This window comes from Adlercreutzia mucosicola DSM 19490 (assembly GCF_000422625.1).
Taxonomy (GTDB): domain Bacteria; phylum Actinomycetota; class Coriobacteriia; order Coriobacteriales; family Eggerthellaceae; genus Adlercreutzia; species Adlercreutzia mucosicola.
Window position 1 is genome coordinate 59,084 of record NZ_AUGK01000004.1, and the last position, 19,691, is coordinate 78,774.

The window sequence follows — 19,691 nt, forward strand, 5'->3', positions numbered from 1 at the left end:
GCGCCGGGCCTTCTCCCGCCCCGCCCCTCCTTGCGCCCATTGCCTCCCCTCTCTGGAAGGGCGTCGCTTCGCCGAGCGGCGCCCTTCCTTTTGCGTGGCGGGGAAGGCGCGCAGGGCTCGGTGCAGTATGATGAGCGGGGAAGCGAAGGGAGGGCATCCATGGACATACGGCAAATCGAGTACTTCTGCCGGGCGGCGAAGGCCGGCTCGTTCTCGGCGGCGGCCAAGAGCGCGTTCGTGACCCAGCAGACGCTGTCGGCGTCGGTGGCATCGTTGGAAAACGAGGTGGGAGCGCCGTTGTTCCATCGCCGCCGCCAGGGCATCGAGCTCACCGATTTCGGCGCTCAGTTTCTGGCCAAGGGCGAGGCGGTGCTGAATGCCGTGCGCGAGGCCGAGGACTTTGCGGCCCGTTGGCGCGAGAGTGCCCAGCGTACAGCCGCCTTCGCCTATGCGACTGCCAGCCTGCAGGATGACGGCGACGGCTTCACCCGCGAGACGTTACGGGCCTTCCGCGCAGCCCATGACGAGGTGGACCTGCGTCTGTTCGAGCTGACGAGCGATGCCTGCCTGGCCGCGGTGGAGCGCGGGTCGGTGGACATGGCCTTCGTGGTGGGCCGCCCCGATCCCGAGGTGTTCGAGTTCACCCACCTGGGCGATGGCCATCTGCTCGTTGCGGTGCCTGCCGGCCATCCGCTGGCTGCCCGTGAGGCGATCAGCTTCGCCGACTTGGCCGACATCGAGCTGTTCCCCGTGCCCGATCTGGATATGTCCTATCGCCGCATCGTGGAGGGGTTCGCGCGCTACGGCCTGACGCCCCGCTACGCCCCAGTGCCCTTCAGCCTGGACGCCGCCCGCGAATTCGTGCGCAGCGGCCGGGGCGTTGATTTCTCGCCCGCGCACAACGCCGAGACGCCGCATGAGGGCATCGCCTACGTTCCCCTCGCTGAACGGGACGCCTTCACCCTGCCCCTCGGTCTGGCCACCAAGCTCGGCGCCGCCGAAAAGCCCGTGATCGCCGCCCTGAAGCAGGCCGTAAGGCAAGCGGCGTCTCGGTAGGGATCCGCCACAACGCTTTCCCCGCCCCTTCCGTCACCGCCTCAAATCTTACCAGCCGGTAATCGGGGTTAATCGATTACCAGGGTGGTTACCGTCATGCTATCTTGTGGGCAGGTCGGGCGCTCTTTATATTGGGATGCGTTGAAGGCGGCGGCGTCGATCGATACGAGCCCCGCGACGAGAGCGAGACGGAAAAGAGGGGAAGCGATGAGCAATACCATTGCCGCCGACGGGCGTCGATTGACCCGACGCAGCTTTCTGGCCGCGACGGCTGCCGGGGCGGCCGCAGCGGGGCTGGCGAGTCTGACCGGTTGCGCTCCGCAGCCGAGCGCGAGCGGGAGTTTGGCGGAGACGGGCGACCAGGCGCCCATCGACGAGGGAACGTGGATCGCCGCTGCGTGCTGGGACAACTGCGGCGGCCGCTGCGTGAACCGCGTGCTGGTGCGCAACGGGGAAGTGGTGCGCCAGGGAAGCGAGACGTCGCACGAGGACAGCTTCGGCTGGCTGCAGCAGCGGGGCTGCCCGCGCGGACGCGCCCGGGCCCAGCAGGTGTACGGCGAGGACCGCGTGAAGTTCCCCCTGAAGCGCAAGCACTGGCAGCCTGGCGGCGGAGAGAACGCGCGCGGCGATTTGCGCGGCACCGACGAGTGGGAGCAGATCAGCTGGGACGAGGCCCTCGGTTACATCGCCCAGGAGGCCGAGCGCATCTATCGCGATTTCGGTCCCACGGCGGTGATCGGCACCAAGGCCTTGGCCGTAGGCAAGATCCTGCATCAGCTGGGCGGTCACGTGAATCTGTCCGACACCAGCTCGGCCGGCACCTATTCTTTCAACCTGGGGCCGCTGGGGTTGCCCTCCCAGGACTTGGGGAAGCTCAACGACCGTTTCGACAACAAGAACGCCGAGACTATCGTGCTCATGGGCGGCAATTCCGCCTGGTCGTCGGGCGGTAGCACCATGAACAACTTCAACGAGGCCGTCGATGCCGGCGTGCAGTTCGTCTACGTAGGCCCCTCCTACAATGCGACAGCCGCCTACTTCGATGCCCGTTGGATTCCCGTGCTGCCCGGCACCGACACCGCCTTCATGCTGGGCGTGTGCTATGAGATGCTCGCCCAGGGCGTGGCCGATCTCGACTTTCTGCATACCTACTGCGTCGGCTTCGATGCCGAATCGATGCCCGCCGACGCCACCACCGACGAGCACTTCCGCGGATATTTGGAAGGCGCCTACGACGGCGTGCCCAAGACCGCTGCGTGGGCCAGCGCCCTGTGCGGAACGCCGGTCGACGACATCGTGTGGTTCGCTGAGACCATCGGGCGCGACCATGCGGTTATGCTGATGCACAATTACGCCCTGGCCCGATGCAACGGCGCCGACAACGTTCCCCAGCTGTTCATGACCATGGGGGCCATGGGCGCGCACTTCGGCAAGTCGGGGCACGCTTGCGGCGGCGCCTACAAGACCTATGCGGGCGCCGGCGGTCCCGAGCTGGTCACCATGGGAAAGACCGGTTTGCCGGCAACGAAGAATCCTGTGGCTGACACGATGCCCGAGCCGCTGATGTGGCAGTGCATCCAGGAGGGCCGCTACAACAGCACCGGCGCCGCCTACGGCACTGAGTTCAATGCCGAGACTATCAAGGAGGCCGACTTCAAGTGGCTGTGCGTGGAGGGGCGCAACACGTTGCAGACCGCTGTGGGCACCATGGCGGCGATGGAGGCCATCAAGAAGCTGGACTTCGTGACCGACGTGGCCTACACCTTCGACACGACGGCTCGTTTCGCCGATATCGTGCTGCCCTGCGCGACGGAATGGGAACGCGTGGGTGGATTCCCCGGCCATCAGCGCTCGCGGGAGACGCTTGTGGTGTACAACCAGGTGACCGAGCCCTTGTGGGAGGCCAAGACCGAGTTCGAGATCGGCCGTGCCCTTGCGCAGAAGCTGGGCATGAATCCCGATGAGCTGTGGCCCATCAGCGAGAAGCAGGCGTTCTTCAACCAGATCGCCACGAGCACGTACCTGACGCCCGGGGGCGAGACCGCGCCGCTCGTGACGATCACGGCGGACGACATCGCCGAGTGGGGCGTTGACGGCGAGCCCCAGGAGGGCGACATCGCTCTGGCAGATTTCCTGGCGGCCGGCTGCTATACGGTGAAGCGCTCGGAAGGGGATGCTTACTCCTTCATTGGCTACGCCGACTTCGTGGCCGACCCAGCGGCTAATCCGCTGCCGAGTCCGTCGGGCAAGTTCGAGATCTATTCCCAGTACAAGGCCGATACGCTGAACGCCATGGGCTACAGTCCCGCGGGTACCTACAAGCCCTATCCCAATTACGTCGAATCGCCCGAGGGCCGTGAGGGCACCTTCCGCGACCGCGAAGTGGGCGGCGAGGCGAGCGAGTACCCCTTCATCATGTACAACCCGCACTATCTGCGGCGCGCCCACGGCGTGATGGATTCCTCGCCGTGGTTGCGCGAGGCCTGGGCGAATCCGGTCTTCCTGAACGCCGTCGATGCGACGGCGCGCGGTATCGCTGACGGCGACACGGTGCGACTGTTCAACGCCCACGGCGCCACGCTGCGCACGGCGACGTTGACCGAGACGATCATGCCGGGTTGCGTGGCCCTGCCCCATGGCGCGTGGCTCAACTACGATGCCGATGCAGGCGTGGATCGTGGCGGCATGGACAACGTGCTGTGCGGTCAAGTAACGAGCGGCATGGGAACGTCGGGGTACAACAACTACAACTGCAATTACGAGAAATACGACGGCGAGGCCCTCGTGCCCGATTGCGAGCTGCCCCAGCGCGCCGTCGAAGTGGCGTAAGGGAGGCGTGTCATGACTCGCATTGGCTTCTACTACGATCAAACGCGCTGTGCCGGCTGCAAAACCTGCCAGGTTGCGTGCAAGGACAAGAACCGCTTGGGCATAGGGCCTGTGCTGCGCAAAGTGACGAGCCATCAGGTGGGCGCCTATCCCGCAGTGAAGATGTACCACGTGTCGGCATCGTGCAACCACTGCGATGCGCCGGCCTGTATGGCGAAGTGCCCCACCGGTGCCATTGCCAAGAACGACGATGGCACGGTGGTGCGCGATGCCGAGGCGTGCATCGGCTGCTCTACCTGCGTGAACGCCTGTCCGTTCGGACATCCCGCCATCGACGAGACCACGGGACTGTCGGTGAAGTGCGACGGGTGCGCGGCTTGGCGCGAGGCGGGTTATCTGCCCGCGTGCGTGGAGGCCTGTCCCTATCGCGCCCTTGATTTCGGCGATGTGGACGAGCTGGCGGCGAAGTACGGGGCCGATCTGGTGCACGCCCTTCCCGCCATCGGCGAGGGCGACACCGGGCCCAGTACGCAGATCAAGGCCCGGCCCGTGGCCCTGACCGATGCGGGCGCGCCCCTCGTCCTGTAAGCGAGCGCGTGTTGTCTTTCGTGCCGCAAGCCCATCTCGGGCTTGCGGCCTTTGTCGCCTTGGGGATAAAGTAAATCGGTGGCGCAGAGACGAAAGCCGAAGGGAGAGGCCATGGGGGAGCGACTGGAGAAAAGCGCGCGCCGTCCACGACCGCTGGCGGTGCAGTACATTGCGCTCATGACGCTGATCGGTGCGGTGCTGATTGCCCTGTACGGCTGGTGCTCGTACCAGGAGCAGGCCCAGTCCATGGAGCGCCAGATGTTGGCCGAGGCCCGCGTGCTGGAGAAGTCGGTGCGCGCCACTTGGGACTTCATCGACCACGAGCAGCCCAATATCAATTACGACCGTGACGGCACCTACAACTTCAAGGGGCTGTACTGCTCGCTGGTGGGCAAATCGGTGGGCAAGCTCTTCACTATGAGCACCGACTACCAGTACCTGCTGCGCTACACGCGCCTGAATCCGCGCAACGTGATGGACGAGCCCGACGACTTCGAGCGCGCGGCTTTCGCGGCCTTCGAGAACGAGGGCGCGACCGAGTACACCGGCTTCGTGGACAACGGCGAGGGCAAGCGCGAATTCCGCTACGTGGGGGCCATCTATCTGACCGATACCTGCATGGAATGCCACGGCGGCCCGGCCGGCGAGCTGGATGTGACGGGCTTTGAGAAAGAGGGCATGAGCGTGGGCGACATCGGCGGCGCGGTCAGCATCACGATGCCCACCGACTTGTACCAGAGCGCCATCGATCGCAGCACCATCCTCATGATCGGCTTCTTCCTTTTGTTTCTGACGGCCACCTTCGGAGGGAGCCTGCTGTTCTTTCGCCGCAAAGTGACCGGTCCTTTGACGAACCTGGAAGAGGCTGTCGGCGAGATGGGGCGCGGCAATCTGAAGGCGCCGGTGGCCGACGGCGGCAGCGTGAGCGAGATCAGCGCCCTGGCCCAAGGGGTGAAGTCCATGGCCGGCGAGCTGGGCGAGCTGTACGCGACGCTGGAGGAGAAAGTTGATACGCGCACGCGAATGTATCGCGAGGCCAATGAGATGCTGGAAGAGCAGCGCGGCGCTCTGGCTCGGGCGAACGCCCTGCTCGAGCAGGCCAACGAGAAGCTGGCCGAGGAGAACGAGTACCGCACCAACATCGTGGCTATCTTAAGTCACGAGCTGCGCACGCCGCTCACGTCCATCCTGGCGTTCGTCGATCTGTGGGAGGCTTCCGGCGAGCAGCACAGCCGCGAGAGTCGCGAGTGCTTCGAGAAGATCAAGCGGCAGAGCCACGTGCTTTTGGAGATGGTGAACAATGTGCTGGACATGGTGCGGGTGGAGTCGGGCACTCTGGAGATTGCCGACGATGTCATCGATGCCGTGGATTTCGCGGCGACGGTCATGGCGCCCATCGAGCCTTTGGCCGCCCAGCGCGGGGTGGGCACTGCGTGCGAGGTATCTCCTGCGGTGCCCTTGGTGCGCAGCGATTGGGCGCAGTTGGAGAAGATCGTCGGGAACCTGCTGAGCAACGCGGTGAAGTTTACCGATGCGGGCGGTCGGGTGCGCCTGGCCATTGATTTCGATGAGGCGGCGAGTATGCTGGTGCTGTCGGTTTCCGACGACGGTATCGGTATTGCGCCCGATCGGCTCGAGGGGATCTTCGACCGGTTCGTTCAGGCCGATGCCTCCATCTCGCGCAAGTACCGGGGGAGTGGCCTGGGCCTTTCCCTGGTGAAGAAGACGGCCGAGGCCCTGGGCGGCTCGGTGGCGGTGGAAAGCGTGCTGGGTCAGGGTAGCGTGTTCACCGTGCGCGTGCCTGTGACGGTGATAGACGAGGAGGGCCTCGATGAAGATTTTGATTGCCGATGACGAGCGGGATATCTGCGAGGCGGTTCGGCGCATCGTGGAGCGCGCCGGGCACACCTGCATCGCGGTGTACGACGGCGCTTTGGCCTTGGAGGCCTACGAGCGGGAGCGGCCCGATCTCGTCATCGTGGATGTGATGATGCCCGAGGTGAACGGGTTCGATCTCTGTCGCGACCTGCGGGCTCGGGATGCGCGGGTGCCCATCATCATGCTGTCGGCCAAAAGCGACATTGTGGACAAGGGCGTGGGCTTTGCTGCCGGGTGCGATGATTACGTGGCCAAGCCCTTCAACAGCCAAGAGCTGGCCATGCGCATCGAGGCCCAGTTGCGGCGGGTGCGCCTGGCCGACGATGGGCCCGCGCGTCGCAGTCGGGCCGTGGTGAAGGTGGGCGACATGGAGGTGCGCCTGAAGCGCAACGAGGTGCTGGTGCGCGGCGGCTATGTGAATCTGACGCCCAAGGAGTTCCAGATCATCGCGTTTTTGGCGAACCATCCCGCCGAGGTGTTCTCCGCTCAGGAGATCATGGCCAACGTATGGAGCGAGGCCTATCAGCCCGACTCGGCCAGCATCGCCGTGTTCGTGCGCAAGATTCGCGCGAAGATCGAGGACGATCCTGCCAAGCCCCGCTATCTGCAGACGGTATGGCGCGAGGGCTACCGCCTCGGTGATGAGTCGATGATCGACGGGCAGCGGTGATAGCGCAGGGCGAGCGGGCGGCGGCTGTGGCGCGAGCGGCCTTGGTAGCGCGTTTCAAATTGTGCGGGCTGAAAGTGGCGCTGGAGTTCAAAAAGTAAACACGGTGTGCGTACTTTTCGAGCTTTAGCGCCATCGCCCGTTGGAAGCAGTGGCATTTTCCCTGGTAAATGCACGGTGGCTGGCAGGCTGCCGCTAGGCTGGGGCGAGTATCGCGTACTTTTCGCAATCGAGTGCCACTTTTTGGCGAATTTTCTCGAAAAGTTCTGTCGGTGCGATTTGAAGGTGAGGCTCGCAATACGCTCGCATATTCGATTGCGAAGGGCATCATGTCCGAGTTGCCGGGCGGTTCGAATATGTGTCGCCCAAGAAAAAGGGGCCTCCAACAGGCGACAGGCCACGGTCGCGGCGGCCCCGCCGGCCACGTCCCCGACGGGCACCGTCAGCACGGGCCTCCCGCCCGCGCCCGGCGCCGACAGCGAGAACCTCCCCACGTCGGACGCAGCCACCGACGGCGCCTTCGAGAGCGCGCGGTCGGCGATGGCCGCCGACGGGTTGTCCAGCCTCACGGACCTCTCGTCCAGCTCCAGGCACGCCGGCAGCGGGTCGGTGACCACCGCGTCGGTCCACAGCGACCCCTTGGCCCCGTTCGAGGCCGTCACCGTGTAGCGGATGCGGTCGCCGGGCTGCGTCGGGCCGCCCGGGTGCGTCAGGTTCTCGGCCCTCTTGACGAGCTTCGGCGCCGGGGCGATAGCGGGATCGGGGTCCACCTGCACCGGCGCCCAGGGGGCCTCCGAGTCCCCGGAGGGCTCCTCGCTGGCCAGGTAGTTCGCCGGCGCGCCCGTGGCCTGCTGGTCGGCGTCCGGCGGCAGGAAGCGGACCGACACCCGGTGCTCGCCCGCGCCCGCGGTCACCGCGTCGAGCCCCGCGGCGGCCGCCGTCACCGACAGCGACACCCGCGTGCGGTGGCCCGCGGCGTCGTCGCCCTCGCGCACGGCGTTGGCGGGCAGCACGGTGCCGTCGGGCAGCGTCGCGTCCTCGAAGCGCAGCTCCACCGGATCGCCCACGGGCTTCCCGTCCACGTACAGCTGCACGCGGCCCTCGGGCGAGGCGCAGGTGGGCTTGGTGAGGTTCGACCCGTCGGCTGCCGGCGCGGCCCCGTCCACGGTGGCGCCCCGCTCGACGACGGCCTCCACGGCCAGCGCTCGGTCGGCGCCCTCCCCGGCGCCCCACGAGGCCTTCACATCTGTCACCCTCGAGGGGATGGCCCATATCTCGCACCACCCGAAGGCGCGGTGTCCCCAGTAGTTCTCCTTGAAGCCCTCGGTGGTGGAGTACTGCCGCGAGATCATGATGAACTTCATGATCCCGACGTCGGAGGGCATCTTGTTGCCCGTGGACACCTCGCCGGACACGGCGTTTCCGCCCACGGCGTCGAAGCGCTGGTACTTGTAGTCGCAGGCCAGGGGGTCGTTCAGCACGCGGTCGGGGTCCTTCGGCGGGGCGATGGGCCTGGCGGCCAGGTCGTAGGCCTCGAGGGGCAGTCCGTCGTAGTACTTCTTCAGGCCGGCCAGGTAGGACGGGTCCAGCTCGAACTCTTCGTAGCGCTTCAGCTTCGTGCGGTTCGGGTCCTCCGGGTCGGCGGGGCTCGCGGGATCGCGGAACAGGGTGTCCGGCTCCACGCGCGTCCCGTCCTCCCTCTCGTAGCCCAGGTCGATGGAGATCACCTTGTCCTTGGCCGACGCGGGCAGCCAGAGGTACAGCTTGCCCTCGTGGAACTGCGCGGGCGCGCCGTAGCCCTGCGGCACCCCGTCGATGCTCAGGCCCCATTTGTTTATGGTCTCGTTGCCGACCCCGTCCGAGGCTAGGTCGACGGTGATCATGAACACCTTGTCCTCTTCTCGGTACTCGCCTTCGCTGCCGTAGGCTGTACCGCCGAGGCCTTGGAAGCGGCCCGATGAGAAAACCGAGCCTCCCGCGATGACGACACGCCCTTCGCTTCCAGCATCGAAGTCCATGAACGTGCTGCCGAGAGTACTAGGGATCAGCGTACCGCCCGTCACCTTAATGACGTTGCCGGCGTTTGTGCCGCCGTGGCAGCTGGTGCCGAAGCCGCCGCCGTGAGAGCCGCCCACCGAGGTGATGAGACCTCCGTTTATCTCAATGTTGCCAGCGAGAGGGTAGTTGTAGTTTCTGCTCAGAATAGTGTCTGGAGGAGCGAGCGAGGCGAAGTTATTGCCGTTCCAGGCGCCCGCTCCGATGCCTGCTGAATGAAAGCCGCCATGGCTTTCGATACGCCCTGAATTGATAGCGAGCGTCGTGTCAGTGGTATTGCCGCCCGATCCTCCTCCGATCCCCGCTCCTGTGTCGGAATCGTTGCCGCCATACGAGGCGCTTGCTGTTATCTTGCCCCCGTTAATAGTGATTCTGCCGCCGCTTTCCTGACATGAGCCTCCGATGCCCGCGGCCGCCCCGCTGCCTGAAACAGTGAGTACTCCGGGGCTACGACTGTCGAGGGCGGTGTGGGTGCTGTTTGCGGTCAATTTCTTACCGTCTATGAGCGTGACTTCGCGGTTGATAACACCACCGATGGGAATCACCATGTTTCCGGCTGCATCGAGGTTGCGAACGGCATCGTCAATGACGAGATCCGAGCCCTCTCCGCACCGAATGCCAGGGCGATGTCCACCCGACGACGCGAGGCTGTTGTCGCTTTGGTCGGCCAGTACCAGATATAGGCTTGTCCGGTTCCTGACCTGCGCGCCTTCCATCGCCTTTGTTCCGTTGTCGGTATCGAGGCTATGGGTCATGACATTGAGGGGTATCTGATGGGAGACATGCACGCCGTTCAAGGTGATGGCCGCGTGCACGCCGGGGTTCACCTGGATGCCCGTGGCGCCCGGCGCGTCCTTGCTGTGGCCGGCGGCATCCGAGAAGACGAGGGGCGCGGAGGTGAGCACCTCCACGACGTCCGATGTGCCGTAATCAGCCCCGTTGTACTGCACGGCGCCGGGCGTGTACGTGAAGTCCACGCCGTAGGTCCCGCCCTTCACGCGCAGGTCGCCGCAGGTGACCCACCCCTGTGCGTCGGGGGAGGGATCGGCCAGGGGCGCGGCGGCGAGGGGGAGTCCCGCCTCGGCGAGGGCGCGCGCCACGGGGTCGGGGGCGCTGCCGGGCGCTACGTCGGGAGCGCCCGTCTGGGGAGCGGTGTCGGATTTTTCGGAAGAGGGAGAAGCGGAGCCTGCGGCATCGGGGCCCTGCGGTTGGCTGTCGGACGGATCGCCCTCGGCCGGGGTGGTCTCGCCGGGGTCGGTAGCGTCGGCTACCGGCTCAGAAAACTCGATGGGGGGGGGTCTCTGTGATTTGGGCCTCTGGCTCGGCGAGCGCGACCGCGGGCGTCATCCCGCAGGCGAGCGCCGCCGCTAATCCGAGGCGCAGAAGCGACCCCTGCCGCTTCTCTTTCATGGTGCTTCTCCTTCTCTCGGGCGCCTTTTCGGCGCGAGGTCTGACCGAATATACCCCTTCGCTCCGTTTTCCGCAAGCCTGTTCGTTGTAGTCGGGGTTGCGGGCGCCACGGGTGGGGCGGCGATCGTCCGCTTGCTGTGCGGGCGGCCTGTAAGGGCGCCTCAGGCTTTCCAGAGGGTATCGTCTCTGATGGCGGAGGTGAGCCAGGTGCCGTGCTTGGCGAGGTTGCCAACCCAGGAGAGGACGCCGTTGGTCCAGCGGGCAATGGCAACGAATTCAACGGTGTTGTCGAGGAGGACGGCTTCATGGCAGAGGGGCAGAGCGTGCGAGAGGTTGCGTAACGAGGCGCGATAACGGCGGCGCACTGTCTGCTCGTCGATGGGGTGGCCTCCCACGGCCACCCGGTGAGCGATACGATGCAGGGCATCTTCGGGTGTGGCGACGCCAATATAGTACAAGACCACGCGATAGCCGGCAGCGCGGGCGCGCCTGATGTTTCGCACGGCCGTATGCCCCGTCAGCGTGGTCTCTTGGTTAAAGCTCGTGCCCGACTCGAAGTACCGGCCGATAAGCGCCAAAGCCGTACGGCCCGCTTTGATCTGATCGGCATCGGAGCGCGGGTCGCCGCCGTGACAGATGACGATCTCGTCGGAGTTGACGCGCGGCAGACAGGTGGGCAAGTCGTCGGTGCGCCAAAAGCCGGTGTGAAAGAAAGTCGACTTCCCCGCGCCGTTGACTCCTCCGAACACCAGGTAGGTTGGCTGCATCAGAACACTCCGCGCGCAATGAGATCGGCCTGGCGCTGTTGAAGGAAGAAGTCGGCCACGGCCATGTAGAACGAGGCCTCTTCCTGGCTTTCGGCCGCGGCGATGAGCGCACTAGAGGGGCAATGCTGGAAATGGTCGCGGCACTGGCGGTACAGCTCGCGGGCTTTCTCGGGCGCTTCCTGATCGACGTGCTTTTCGACGGGTTGGATAGGGGGGCGGCCGGCCCGAGGGCGCTGTGTCAGCCGTGCGAGCACGTCCTCCTCGCGGAGCACCCAGTTGCGGCCGCATTTGCGGGCGGGAAGACTCTGGGCCTTGATAAGCGCCCGTACGCGAGCCGGTGACACGCCCAGCTGTTCGGAGGCTTGGGAAACTGACAGCATGGCGGTTCCTTCCATTATTATTGCGATAACGCAATAATAATATCATGTCCAGCTATGGAAAAGGGCCCCGGCGGGACCCTTTGTGAAAGTAGGTTATGCGAGCAGTCCGGGCGGGCCGAAGCCCGTCCCTACAGGGTGCCGCGAGCGGCGGCTCTGGGGGGGTCGTAGGGGCTGGTAGAGGTTCGTAGAGGGGAGGGCTCTAGTCCGCCCTCAACCCACGACTCGGCCCACAACCAGCTATTCGGGGAAGAACACCGCCAGGTTGGCATCCTTGCGCTGCTTGCCCGCAAGGCTGCCAACCAGCATGAGCACGGCCGCCACGACAATGCCGATCACAATCTGGTGCAAGTCGGCCACCTTGAAGCCGACGGCCATGCAGGCGCAGTAGGCGAGCGTGCCCCCGGCCATGGACAGCAGGGCGCCGGTGGCGTTGGCGCGCTTCCAGAACAGGCCGCAGACCAGCACAAAGAAGAAGGCGGTCTCCAAGCCGCCGAAGGCGAACATATTGATCTTCCAGATCACGTCGGGCGGCACGATGGACAACACGAACACGATGACGCCGATGACCAGCGTGGTCGCCTGGCTCCATACGGCCACCTTGCGCTCGCGGGGCTGAACGCCGTGGGTGGCACAGGCGTGCAGGCAGATGTCCTTGATGATGGCCGATGCCGACGAGATGAGCAGCGACGACACCGTGGAGATGGAGGCGGCCACGGGCCCCACGATGGCCACACCGGCCAGAAGCGGCGGCAGCGACTCCACGATGACCGTGGGGATGATGTTGTCCACGCTGCCCCCGTAGGCGGCCAGATCTTCCATGAGCACGCCGGCCGACAGCACGCCCAAGGAGGTGACGCCGATCATCATGGCGCCGATGATCACGGTGCCCCAGATCATGGCCGAGTGCAGCGATTTGGTGTCCTTGTAGCCCAACGTGCGCACCACCGACTGAGGCAGCACGAAGGTGAACACGCCCACGAGCAGCCACTGGGTGAGGTACAGCGAGGGCGGCATGGCCCCGTCGGAGAAGGGCTCCAGCATGGCGGGGTTGGTGGCAGCGATGGTTTCCATGATGTTCTCGTAGCCGCCGCCAGCCTCCAGGATGCCTCCGGCCAGCACCACGATGCCCACGAGCATAGCGATACCGCACAGCGCGTCGGTTACGGCCACGCCGCGGAAGCCGCCGATGGTGGTGAACAGGATGACGGCAATGCCGAACAGGGCCAGTCCCACGGTGTAGGAGTAACCGGTCACCGCCTCGAACAGCTTCGCGCCGCCGACGAACTGGGCCACCATGGTGGCGGCGAAGAACAGCACGATCACCAGGGCCGAGATGTTGGCCAGGGCATTGGAGCCGTAGCGGGCGCGCACGATGTCCACCACGGTCACGGCGTTCAGCTTGCGCCCCACGAGCGCCATCTTCTTCCCGAAGATGCCGTAGAGAAGCACGAGCGCGGTCACCTGCACCACGGCCATGTACACCCAGCCGAAGCCGATCTGCCAGGCCTGGCCGGGGCCGCCCACAAAGGAGCTGACCGAGCCGTAGGTGGCGATGGTGGTCATGGCCAGCACGAAGCCGCCCAGGGCGCGGTTGCCGATGAAGTAGCGGTTCACGAACGAGCCGCCGGCAGCACGGCTGCGAGCGCGCACGATGATGCTGACGACAAGGGCCACCAGCAGAAACAGCACGAGGGGTGCCAGCGGGATGAGCATATCCAAGGTGCCGTCGCTGCCGAAGGATTCCAGCAGGCTATTCATGGGCGGCTCCTTCCTCATCGTCGTCATCGAGGCTGAAGTTGGCGAACACGCCGCGGGCCAGCACGATGGCCGCCAGCACCGCCACCAGCCAGGTGCCCACGGTTCCCCCGATGATCCAGACGGGAGTGGAGAACACCTCGATGCCCGAGTCGGCCAGCCCGATGCCGCCGGCGAACCAGGCGGCCACAATCACGGCGAGCGCCACGACGGTGGCCACTGCCTCTCGGTTTGCCTGCCGCATCTTGGCGGCGTAGGTGGCGAACCTCTTCTTTCCCATGGGTTTTCCTCTCATTGAAAAACGACACCGAGGGCAGTGTACCCTCGGTGTCGCGCGGCATGGGTCGCAAGACCCATAGAATTTGGCGATAGGTTAGATCGCGGCGTCCCTGATCACGTCCAGGAACTTGGTGCGGTCCCACTGGCCCAGATCGCCCTCGGAGCGGTCGCGCACCGAAACGACGCGCTCCTCCACTTCCTTGTCGCCCAAGACCACCATGTAGGGGATCTTCTGGCTCTGGGCCTTGGCGATCTTCACCTTCATGGGCTCGTTGGCGTCCATCAGATCCACACGGCCGCCGACGGCTTTGATCTCGCCGGCGAACTCGGCCGCCGCTTCCTTGTGACGGTCGGCGATGGGGATGACGGCCACCTGCACCGGCGCGAGCCACAGCGGCAGGGCGCCCGCGTAGTGCTCGATGAGGATGCCGAGGAACCGCTCGATGGAGCCGAAGATGGCGCGGTGCAGCATCCAGGGAGTCTCCTCGGTGTTGTCCTCGGTGCGGTAGGTCAGCCCGAAGCGCATGGGCATGTTGAAGTCGATCTGCACCGTGGAGCACTGCCAGGTGCGGCCGATGGCGTCCTTCACCTTGATGTCGATCTTCGGGCCGTAGAAGGCGCCGTCGCCCTCGTTGATCTCATAGGCGAGCCCCCGCTGTTTGCAGGCCTCCATGAGCGAGTTGGTGGCGTGCTCCCACATATCGTCGGTGCCGATGGACTTGTCGGGGCGCGTGGAGATCTCGGCCTCGTAGGTGAAGCCGAAGGTGTCCATGATGTAATCTACCAGCTCCAGAATCGCCACTACCTCGTCGACCACCTGGTCCTTGGTGCAGAACACGTGGGCGTCGTCCTGGGTGAAGCCGCGGGCGCGCAGAAGCCCGTGCACCACGCCGCTCATCTCGTGGCGGTACACCGTGCCGAACTCGAAGTAGCGCAGCGGTAGGTCGCGGTAGGAGTGCAGCTCGTTCTTGTACAGCAGCACATGGCCCGGGCAGTTCATGGGCTTCACGCCGTACTCGGAATAGCGCGGCTCCTCCTCGGTGCCCTCGTTGATCTGGAAGAAGTACATGTTCTCGTGGTAGAAGCCGTAGTGGCCCGAGGTCTTCCACACGTCGGCGTTGTAGATGTGCGGGGTGATGACCTCCTCGTAGCCGCGCTCGTACAGATCGCGGCGCAGCCATTCCTGCAGGGTGCGGATGACCCGCGCCCCCTTGGGAAGGTACAGCGGCAGGCCCACGCCGGCCATGGGTTCCATCATGTAGATGCCCAGCTCGCGCCCGAGCTTGCGGTGGTCGCGCTTCTCGGCCTCGGCCAGGTTGTGCAAATGCTCCTCCAGGTCCTTCTTGTTGAAGAAGGCGGTGCCGTAGATGCGGGTGAGCATCTCGCGGTCGGAATCGCCCTTCCAATAGGCGCCGGCAACCTTCGTCAGCTTGTAGGCGCCCAGTTTGTCGGCGCCGGGCATGTGCGGCCCGCGGCACAGGTCGGTGAAGGCGCCGAGGCGGTAGACGGAGATGGTCTCGTCCTCGGGCAGCTCGTCGATGAGCTCCAGTTTCAGGGGCTGGTCGGCGAACAGGGCGCGGGCCGCCTCGCGGGTGACCTCCTCGCGCTCGATGGCCGGGGCGGCCTTGGCGATCTCGGCCATGCGGGCCTCGATGGCCGGGAAGTCCTCGGGGGAGAGGGAGACGCCCTCGGGCAGCCGCACGTCATAGTAGAAACCGTTCTCGATGGCCGGGCCCACGCCGAACTTCACGCCGGGGTACAGGTCGGTGAGGGCGGCGGCCATGAGGTGGGCCGTGGAGTGGCGCAGCAGATCGAGGGCCTCAGGGCTCTTGGCGGTGACGATGGCCACGGTGTCGCCGTCGGCCACGGGAGCGGTCAGATCGACGGGGGTGCCGTTCACGATGCCGGCCAGGGCCGCGCGCGTCAGACCCGCGCCGATGGAGGCGGCCACGTCGGCAACGGTGGCACCGGCTTCCAGGGTCTTCTTCGATCCGTCGGGCAATACGATTTCCATACTGGTTCCTTTCCGGCGCCGGGTGCAGACAGAGCACCTGCGCCTTTCCGCCCGGGCGTTGACTACCAGAGCGATTGACAGAGTGGCCGGCGTTTCCGGCCCGTACTATTAAAACAGAGCCGCCGGGGCGACTCTGCTCTAATCGGAAAACAAGGGGGAAACAAACGGATTCGCCTCCCCGCAACAGGCTCGTGCTTACTTCTGCGAGCCGGAGCGGCCCTGCGAGCTGCGGCGACGACCGGTGGAGGCGGCCGGCGCGCCCACGGGGGTGGCGCAGTAGGGGCACACCGTCCAGGAGGGCTCCAGCGCGTGGTTGCAGCGCATGCAGAGGTTCTTCAGCTGAGTGTGGCAGTTCGGGCAGAGCACGAAATCGGCCTCCACGGGGTAGCCGCAAGCGGCGCACTCGCCGTACTTCATCAGCTGGCGCTGCTTCAGGGCGATCTCCAGCTCCTGCTCGTCGCGGTCGAGCTGCAGCAGGGGCGGACGCAGCAGGCAGTAGGCGATCACGCCGAGCACCGGCACCAGCGACACGATGGCCCAGATGTACCAGGCGGTGCCGCGCAGGTAGGCGTCGCGCACGACCCACACGATGGAGAGCACGTACAGGATGACCAGAAGAACCAGCACGACGGTGAAGGCAGCTTGCAGCTCCGGTGTCCAAAGCTGCGCCAAAAGCTCGCTCATTGAAAACCTCTTCTTTGAATCCTCTGGCCGCTCGCGGGGGCGCGCGGCGGACCGATGAATGACTAGGTCACCAGAATTGATGACACGGCCCCATAGTATAGCAAAAAAGAAGCGCCGTCTGAGATACCTGCACGAATGTACCGCATATCCCGCCATTGGCGCGGGGCCGCGCTCCTAGCGGCCGTCGTCCTCGGCTTCGGGGGCGGGGCACACGCCGCCCGGGCAGCGCTCGGTGAGGTCGAAGACGTCGCTGTGCCTAAGGCCCGCGGCGCGCAGGCGCTCCTTCAGCTGGCGGTGCAGCTCGCGCTCGCGGCGGCGGTGCTCGGCGAGGATGTGCCCGACGGCCCGGGGATGCTCGCGGATTTCCCGTAAAGCACTTCCCAGATCGGCGTTGACCGAGTGGGCCGTGAGCGATGCCAGAAGCGGCATGATGAACACGGTGATGCCGCCGGCGGCCACGAGCACGCTGGCCGTGGCCTGACCCATGGCCCCGGCGCTTACGGCCACGGTGGTGACGGCCACGATGATAGGCAGGGCCGTGGTGCAGTAGAAGGCCACGGTCAGCCGCTCGGGCACGGTCATGTCGCGGGAGGTCTTCCCCAGGCTGAGGGAGATGAAGATGGGCAGGGCCCGCACGAACAGCAGAAGCCCGATGAACATGAGCAGAAGTCCCGGGTTCGCGGCGATGGCGGTCACGTCGATCTTCGCGCCGGACACGACGAAGAACAGCGGGATGAAGAAGCCGTAGGCCATGGCCGAGTGCTTCATCTCCAGGGTGGGGTCGCCGTCGGGGATGAGGTAGCGCATGATGAAGCCGGCGGCGAAGGCCCCCAGCACGATGTCGAGGTCGAACAGGGCCGAGATGGCCGTGAGTCCGATGAGCATCAGGTTCACCGTGCGCACGAGCATCTGGGAGTTGGTGTTGGCATTTTCCACCACGAAGCGGTAGACCCAGCCGCCCAGCCGCTCGGCCCGCTTCGGCACGGCGGCAGTGAGCAGGGCGATGGCGACGAAGGCCATGAGGATGAGCATGGTCTCCCACTTCGCCCGGGTGGACAGGAGCAGGGTCATGGCCAGCACCGGCAGAAGCTCGCCCCAGGTGCCGTAGGCCAGAATCTCGCTGCCGATGCGCGTGTCCATGAGCTTGCGCTCCTGCAGAATGGGGAGCAGGGTGCCCAGGGCGGTGGTGGTGAGCGCGATGGCCACGGCCATGCCGTCCACGGAGAACAGCGAGAACGAGGGCCACGCTGCCACGACGACGGCCGCGATGGCGAAGGTGACGGCCCAGGTGGCCGCCCCGCGCTTGCCCTCGGCGCCGGTGAGGTTCTTGGGGCTGATCTCGTAGCCGGCCAAAAGGAACAGGAAGGCCAGGCCCAGATCGGACAGAAGCGACGTGGCGTCGGTTACTTGCACGATGTTCAGCACGTGGGGGCCGCACAGGGCGCCGGCCGCCAGCAAGAGCACCGTTTCCGGTACTGCCTTGTTGGGGATGAGGCGGCAGAGGATGGGGCAGAGAAACGCGATGAGCGCGATGAAGGCGAGGGATACGAGGTCGGTTACCATAGGGGGTCCTTCTCCGAGTGTGACCATTGGCCTTATGATACACCGAGTGTCGCCCTGCAGCGCGGGCGGCCGCCCATCGGGGATCGCACGATTTTGTGTCAATAGGTTGACAATCCCGCTTACCCGAACGCCGCTGTCGGCGGGACGCTACAATTTGAAGCACTGCGGCGCGGCAGATGCCCGTCGTCGCTTTGTTCGGATTCCCTACTTCCTAGGAGGTTGATCATGGCAGAGGTAATCAAGACTGCCGATGAGTTCCAGACCAAGGTGCTCGAGGCGACCACTCCGGTGCTTGTGGACTTCTTCGCCACCTGGTGCGGCCCGTGCCGCATGGTGGCTCCGGTCATCGACGAGATCGCGGCTGAGAAGGCCGGCTCGGTGGCCGTGTACAAGGTGGACATCGATCAGAGCCCGGATCTGGCCTTCAAGTACCAGGTCTCCAGCGTGCCTACTCTCATCGTCTTCGAGAACGGCCAGATCAAGAACGAGCGCCTCGGCGCCCAGCCCAAGCAGAACATCCTGGCGATGCTTTAAAGTTCCGCCGTTGCTAACGCAACGACGGGAACGTCGATGCTGCGGTTTCGACAGGCACCTGGCCTTGCCATTCAGCGCTTTCCCTCGCGGCGCGAAGGCCGCTCGGCCGCGCTTCAGGGCAATTCCAGGCACCTGTCGAAACCTCGCTGACTTCCTTGGGCGAACCGATGGGGTGAGATGGTAATTATTTTTTAGGGGCGGCCTTTCGGTCGCCTTTTTCCGAAAGGGGAGCGTTTATGACAGAACAGGCTGGGGCCGCGGAGCGCGAGGTGCTGGATGTGGCCATTGTCGGCGCCGGGCCGGCCGGGCTCACAGCGGCATTGTACGCGTCGCGGGCGGGGCTTTCCTGCGCCATGTTCGAGATGCTCTCGCCCGGCGGCCAGTGCGCCCAGACCGAGCACTTGGAGAACTACCCGGGATACACTCGCTCCACGAGCGGCTTCGAGCTGTCCATGGACATGTACGAACAGGCGTCCTCCTTCGGCGCGGGCACCATCTCCGAGGAGGTGACGGCGGTCGACTTCTCCGCCGAGCCGAACAAGCTGACCACGCCCTTCGGCATCTACTACGCGCGTACGGTCATCGTGGCCACGGGCACCAAGGCGGCCCAGCTGGGCCTGCCCCGGGAAGAGGAGCTGCGCGGTCGCGGGGTGTCCTACTGCGCCACCTGCGACGGCAACTTCTTCCGCGGCAAGGACGTGGCGGTCATCGGCGGGGGCAACACCGCCGCAGCCGACGTGATCTATCTGGCGCGCATCTGCCGCAAGGTGTACCTGGTGCACCGTCGCGACAAGCTGCGGGCCACGGCCATCTACCATCAGCGCTTGGCCGAGCTGGACAACGTGGAGCTGTGCTGGGACAGCGTGGCCGTCGAGTTTCTGACCGAGAACGACGAGCGGCCGCGCGTGAGCGGCCTGCGCATTCGCAACCAGAAGACCGATGGCGTGCGCGACCTGGCCGTGTCGGCGGTGTTCATCGCCGTGGGCACCACTCCCAACACCGAGTTCCTCGGCGGGGCCTTGGCCCTGGATGCGGGCGGCTACATCATCGCCGACGGCACCGGGCGCACCGCCACCGCCGACGTGTTCGCCGCCGGCGACGTGCGCACCAAGGAGCTGCGCCAGGTGGTGACCGCCGTGGCCGACGGGGCCAACTGCGCCGAATCGGCCGCCGACTTCCTGAACGCCTAAGGCTCCCTGCCGGCCTTCCGCATTGTCGCGCCTGTGGGCATT

General features: G+C 65.6%; 15 protein-coding genes. 7 read left to right on the plus strand and 8 right to left on the minus strand.

Translation table 11 applies throughout. From position 1 onward, the window contains the following. The first annotated feature begins 159 nt into the window (after positions 1–159). The 5 genes from G503_RS15430 to G503_RS0101835 all read left to right on the plus strand — a co-directional run bounded on the left by G503_RS15430 (position 160) and on the right by G503_RS0101835 (position 7,021). Positions 160–1,056 (plus strand): LysR family transcriptional regulator, encoded by an 897-nt coding sequence (locus G503_RS15430; RefSeq protein ID WP_051190825.1) that lies wholly within the window; start codon positions 160–162, stop codon positions 1,054–1,056. A gap of 207 nt (positions 1,057–1,263) precedes the next feature. Further along, positions 1,264–3,885 carry a molybdopterin-dependent oxidoreductase gene (locus G503_RS0101820; RefSeq protein ID WP_028026234.1) on the plus strand — a complete coding sequence of 874 codons (2,622 nt, stop codon included), beginning with the start codon at positions 1,264–1,266 and terminating at the stop codon, positions 3,883–3,885. A 12-nt stretch (positions 3,886–3,897) separates the two neighbouring features. Beyond that, positions 3,898–4,473 (plus strand): 4Fe-4S dicluster domain-containing protein, encoded by a 576-nt coding sequence (locus tag G503_RS0101825; RefSeq protein WP_028026235.1) that lies wholly within the window; start codon positions 3,898–3,900, stop codon positions 4,471–4,473. Positions 4,474–4,584: 111 nt separating this feature from the next. After that, positions 4,585–6,327, plus strand: a complete 1,743-nt coding sequence (locus tag G503_RS0101830) for an ATP-binding protein (RefSeq protein WP_051190826.1) — start codon at positions 4,585–4,587, stop codon at positions 6,325–6,327. Next, a complete protein-coding gene (locus G503_RS0101835) occupies positions 6,305–7,021 on the plus strand; it encodes a response regulator transcription factor (protein WP_028026237.1) in 717 nt (238 codons plus the stop codon). The genes G503_RS0101830 and G503_RS0101835 overlap by 23 nt, the downstream gene beginning before the upstream one ends. Here G503_RS0101835 and G503_RS0101840 read toward each other — a convergent pair. From G503_RS0101840 to G503_RS13180, 8 genes are all read right to left on the minus strand, one after another. Further along, entirely contained in the window at positions 6,979–10,173 is a 3,195-nt protein-coding gene (locus tag G503_RS0101840; protein ID WP_028026238.1) for an isopeptide-forming domain-containing fimbrial protein, read from the minus strand. The two genes, G503_RS0101835 and G503_RS0101840, sit on opposite strands and share 43 nt — an antisense overlap. 471 nt (positions 10,174–10,644) lie before the next feature. Next, positions 10,645–11,250, minus strand: a complete 606-nt coding sequence (locus G503_RS0101850) for an AAA family ATPase (RefSeq protein WP_035021444.1) — start codon at positions 11,248–11,250, stop codon at positions 10,645–10,647. Then, on the minus strand, positions 11,250–11,630 hold the full coding sequence (locus tag G503_RS0101855) for a helix-turn-helix domain-containing protein (RefSeq protein WP_028026240.1): 381 nt from the start codon (positions 11,628–11,630) through the stop codon (positions 11,250–11,252). The genes G503_RS0101850 and G503_RS0101855 overlap by 1 nt, the downstream gene beginning before the upstream one ends. Positions 11,631–11,867: 237 nt before the next feature. Then, entirely contained in the window at positions 11,868–13,388 is a 1,521-nt protein-coding gene (gene panF, locus G503_RS0101860; protein WP_235715468.1) for a sodium/pantothenate symporter, read from the minus strand. Continuing rightward, a complete protein-coding gene (locus tag G503_RS0101865; RefSeq protein WP_028026242.1) occupies positions 13,381–13,665 on the minus strand; it encodes a DUF997 family protein in 285 nt (94 codons plus the stop codon). Before G503_RS0101865 ends, panF begins: the two co-directional genes overlap by 8 nt. Before the next feature lie 93 nt (positions 13,666–13,758). Beyond that, positions 13,759–15,678, minus strand: a complete 1,920-nt coding sequence (thrS, locus tag G503_RS0101870; protein ID WP_028026243.1) for a threonine--tRNA ligase — start codon at positions 15,676–15,678, stop codon at positions 13,759–13,761. A gap of 195 nt (positions 15,679–15,873) precedes the next feature. Next, on the minus strand, positions 15,874–16,362 hold the full coding sequence (locus G503_RS0101875; protein ID WP_028026244.1) for a zinc ribbon domain-containing protein: 489 nt from the start codon (positions 16,360–16,362) through the stop codon (positions 15,874–15,876). A 174-nt stretch (positions 16,363–16,536) separates the two neighbouring features. Then, positions 16,537–17,925: a cation:proton antiporter gene (locus G503_RS13180; protein ID WP_051190827.1), complete on the minus strand. Its 1,389-nt coding sequence runs from the start codon at positions 17,923–17,925 to the stop codon at positions 16,537–16,539. A 225-nt stretch (positions 17,926–18,150) separates the two neighbouring features. Here G503_RS13180 and trxA point away from each other — a divergent pair, with 225 nt between their 5' ends. After that, positions 18,151–18,459 carry a thioredoxin gene (gene trxA / locus G503_RS0101885; protein WP_028026245.1) on the plus strand — a complete coding sequence of 103 codons (309 nt, stop codon included), beginning with the start codon at positions 18,151–18,153 and terminating at the stop codon, positions 18,457–18,459. A 236-nt stretch (positions 18,460–18,695) separates the two neighbouring features. Next, positions 18,696–19,649 (plus strand): NAD(P)/FAD-dependent oxidoreductase, encoded by a 954-nt coding sequence (locus G503_RS0101890; RefSeq protein ID WP_028026246.1) that lies wholly within the window; start codon positions 18,696–18,698, stop codon positions 19,647–19,649. Positions 19,650–19,691 lie beyond the last annotated feature (42 nt).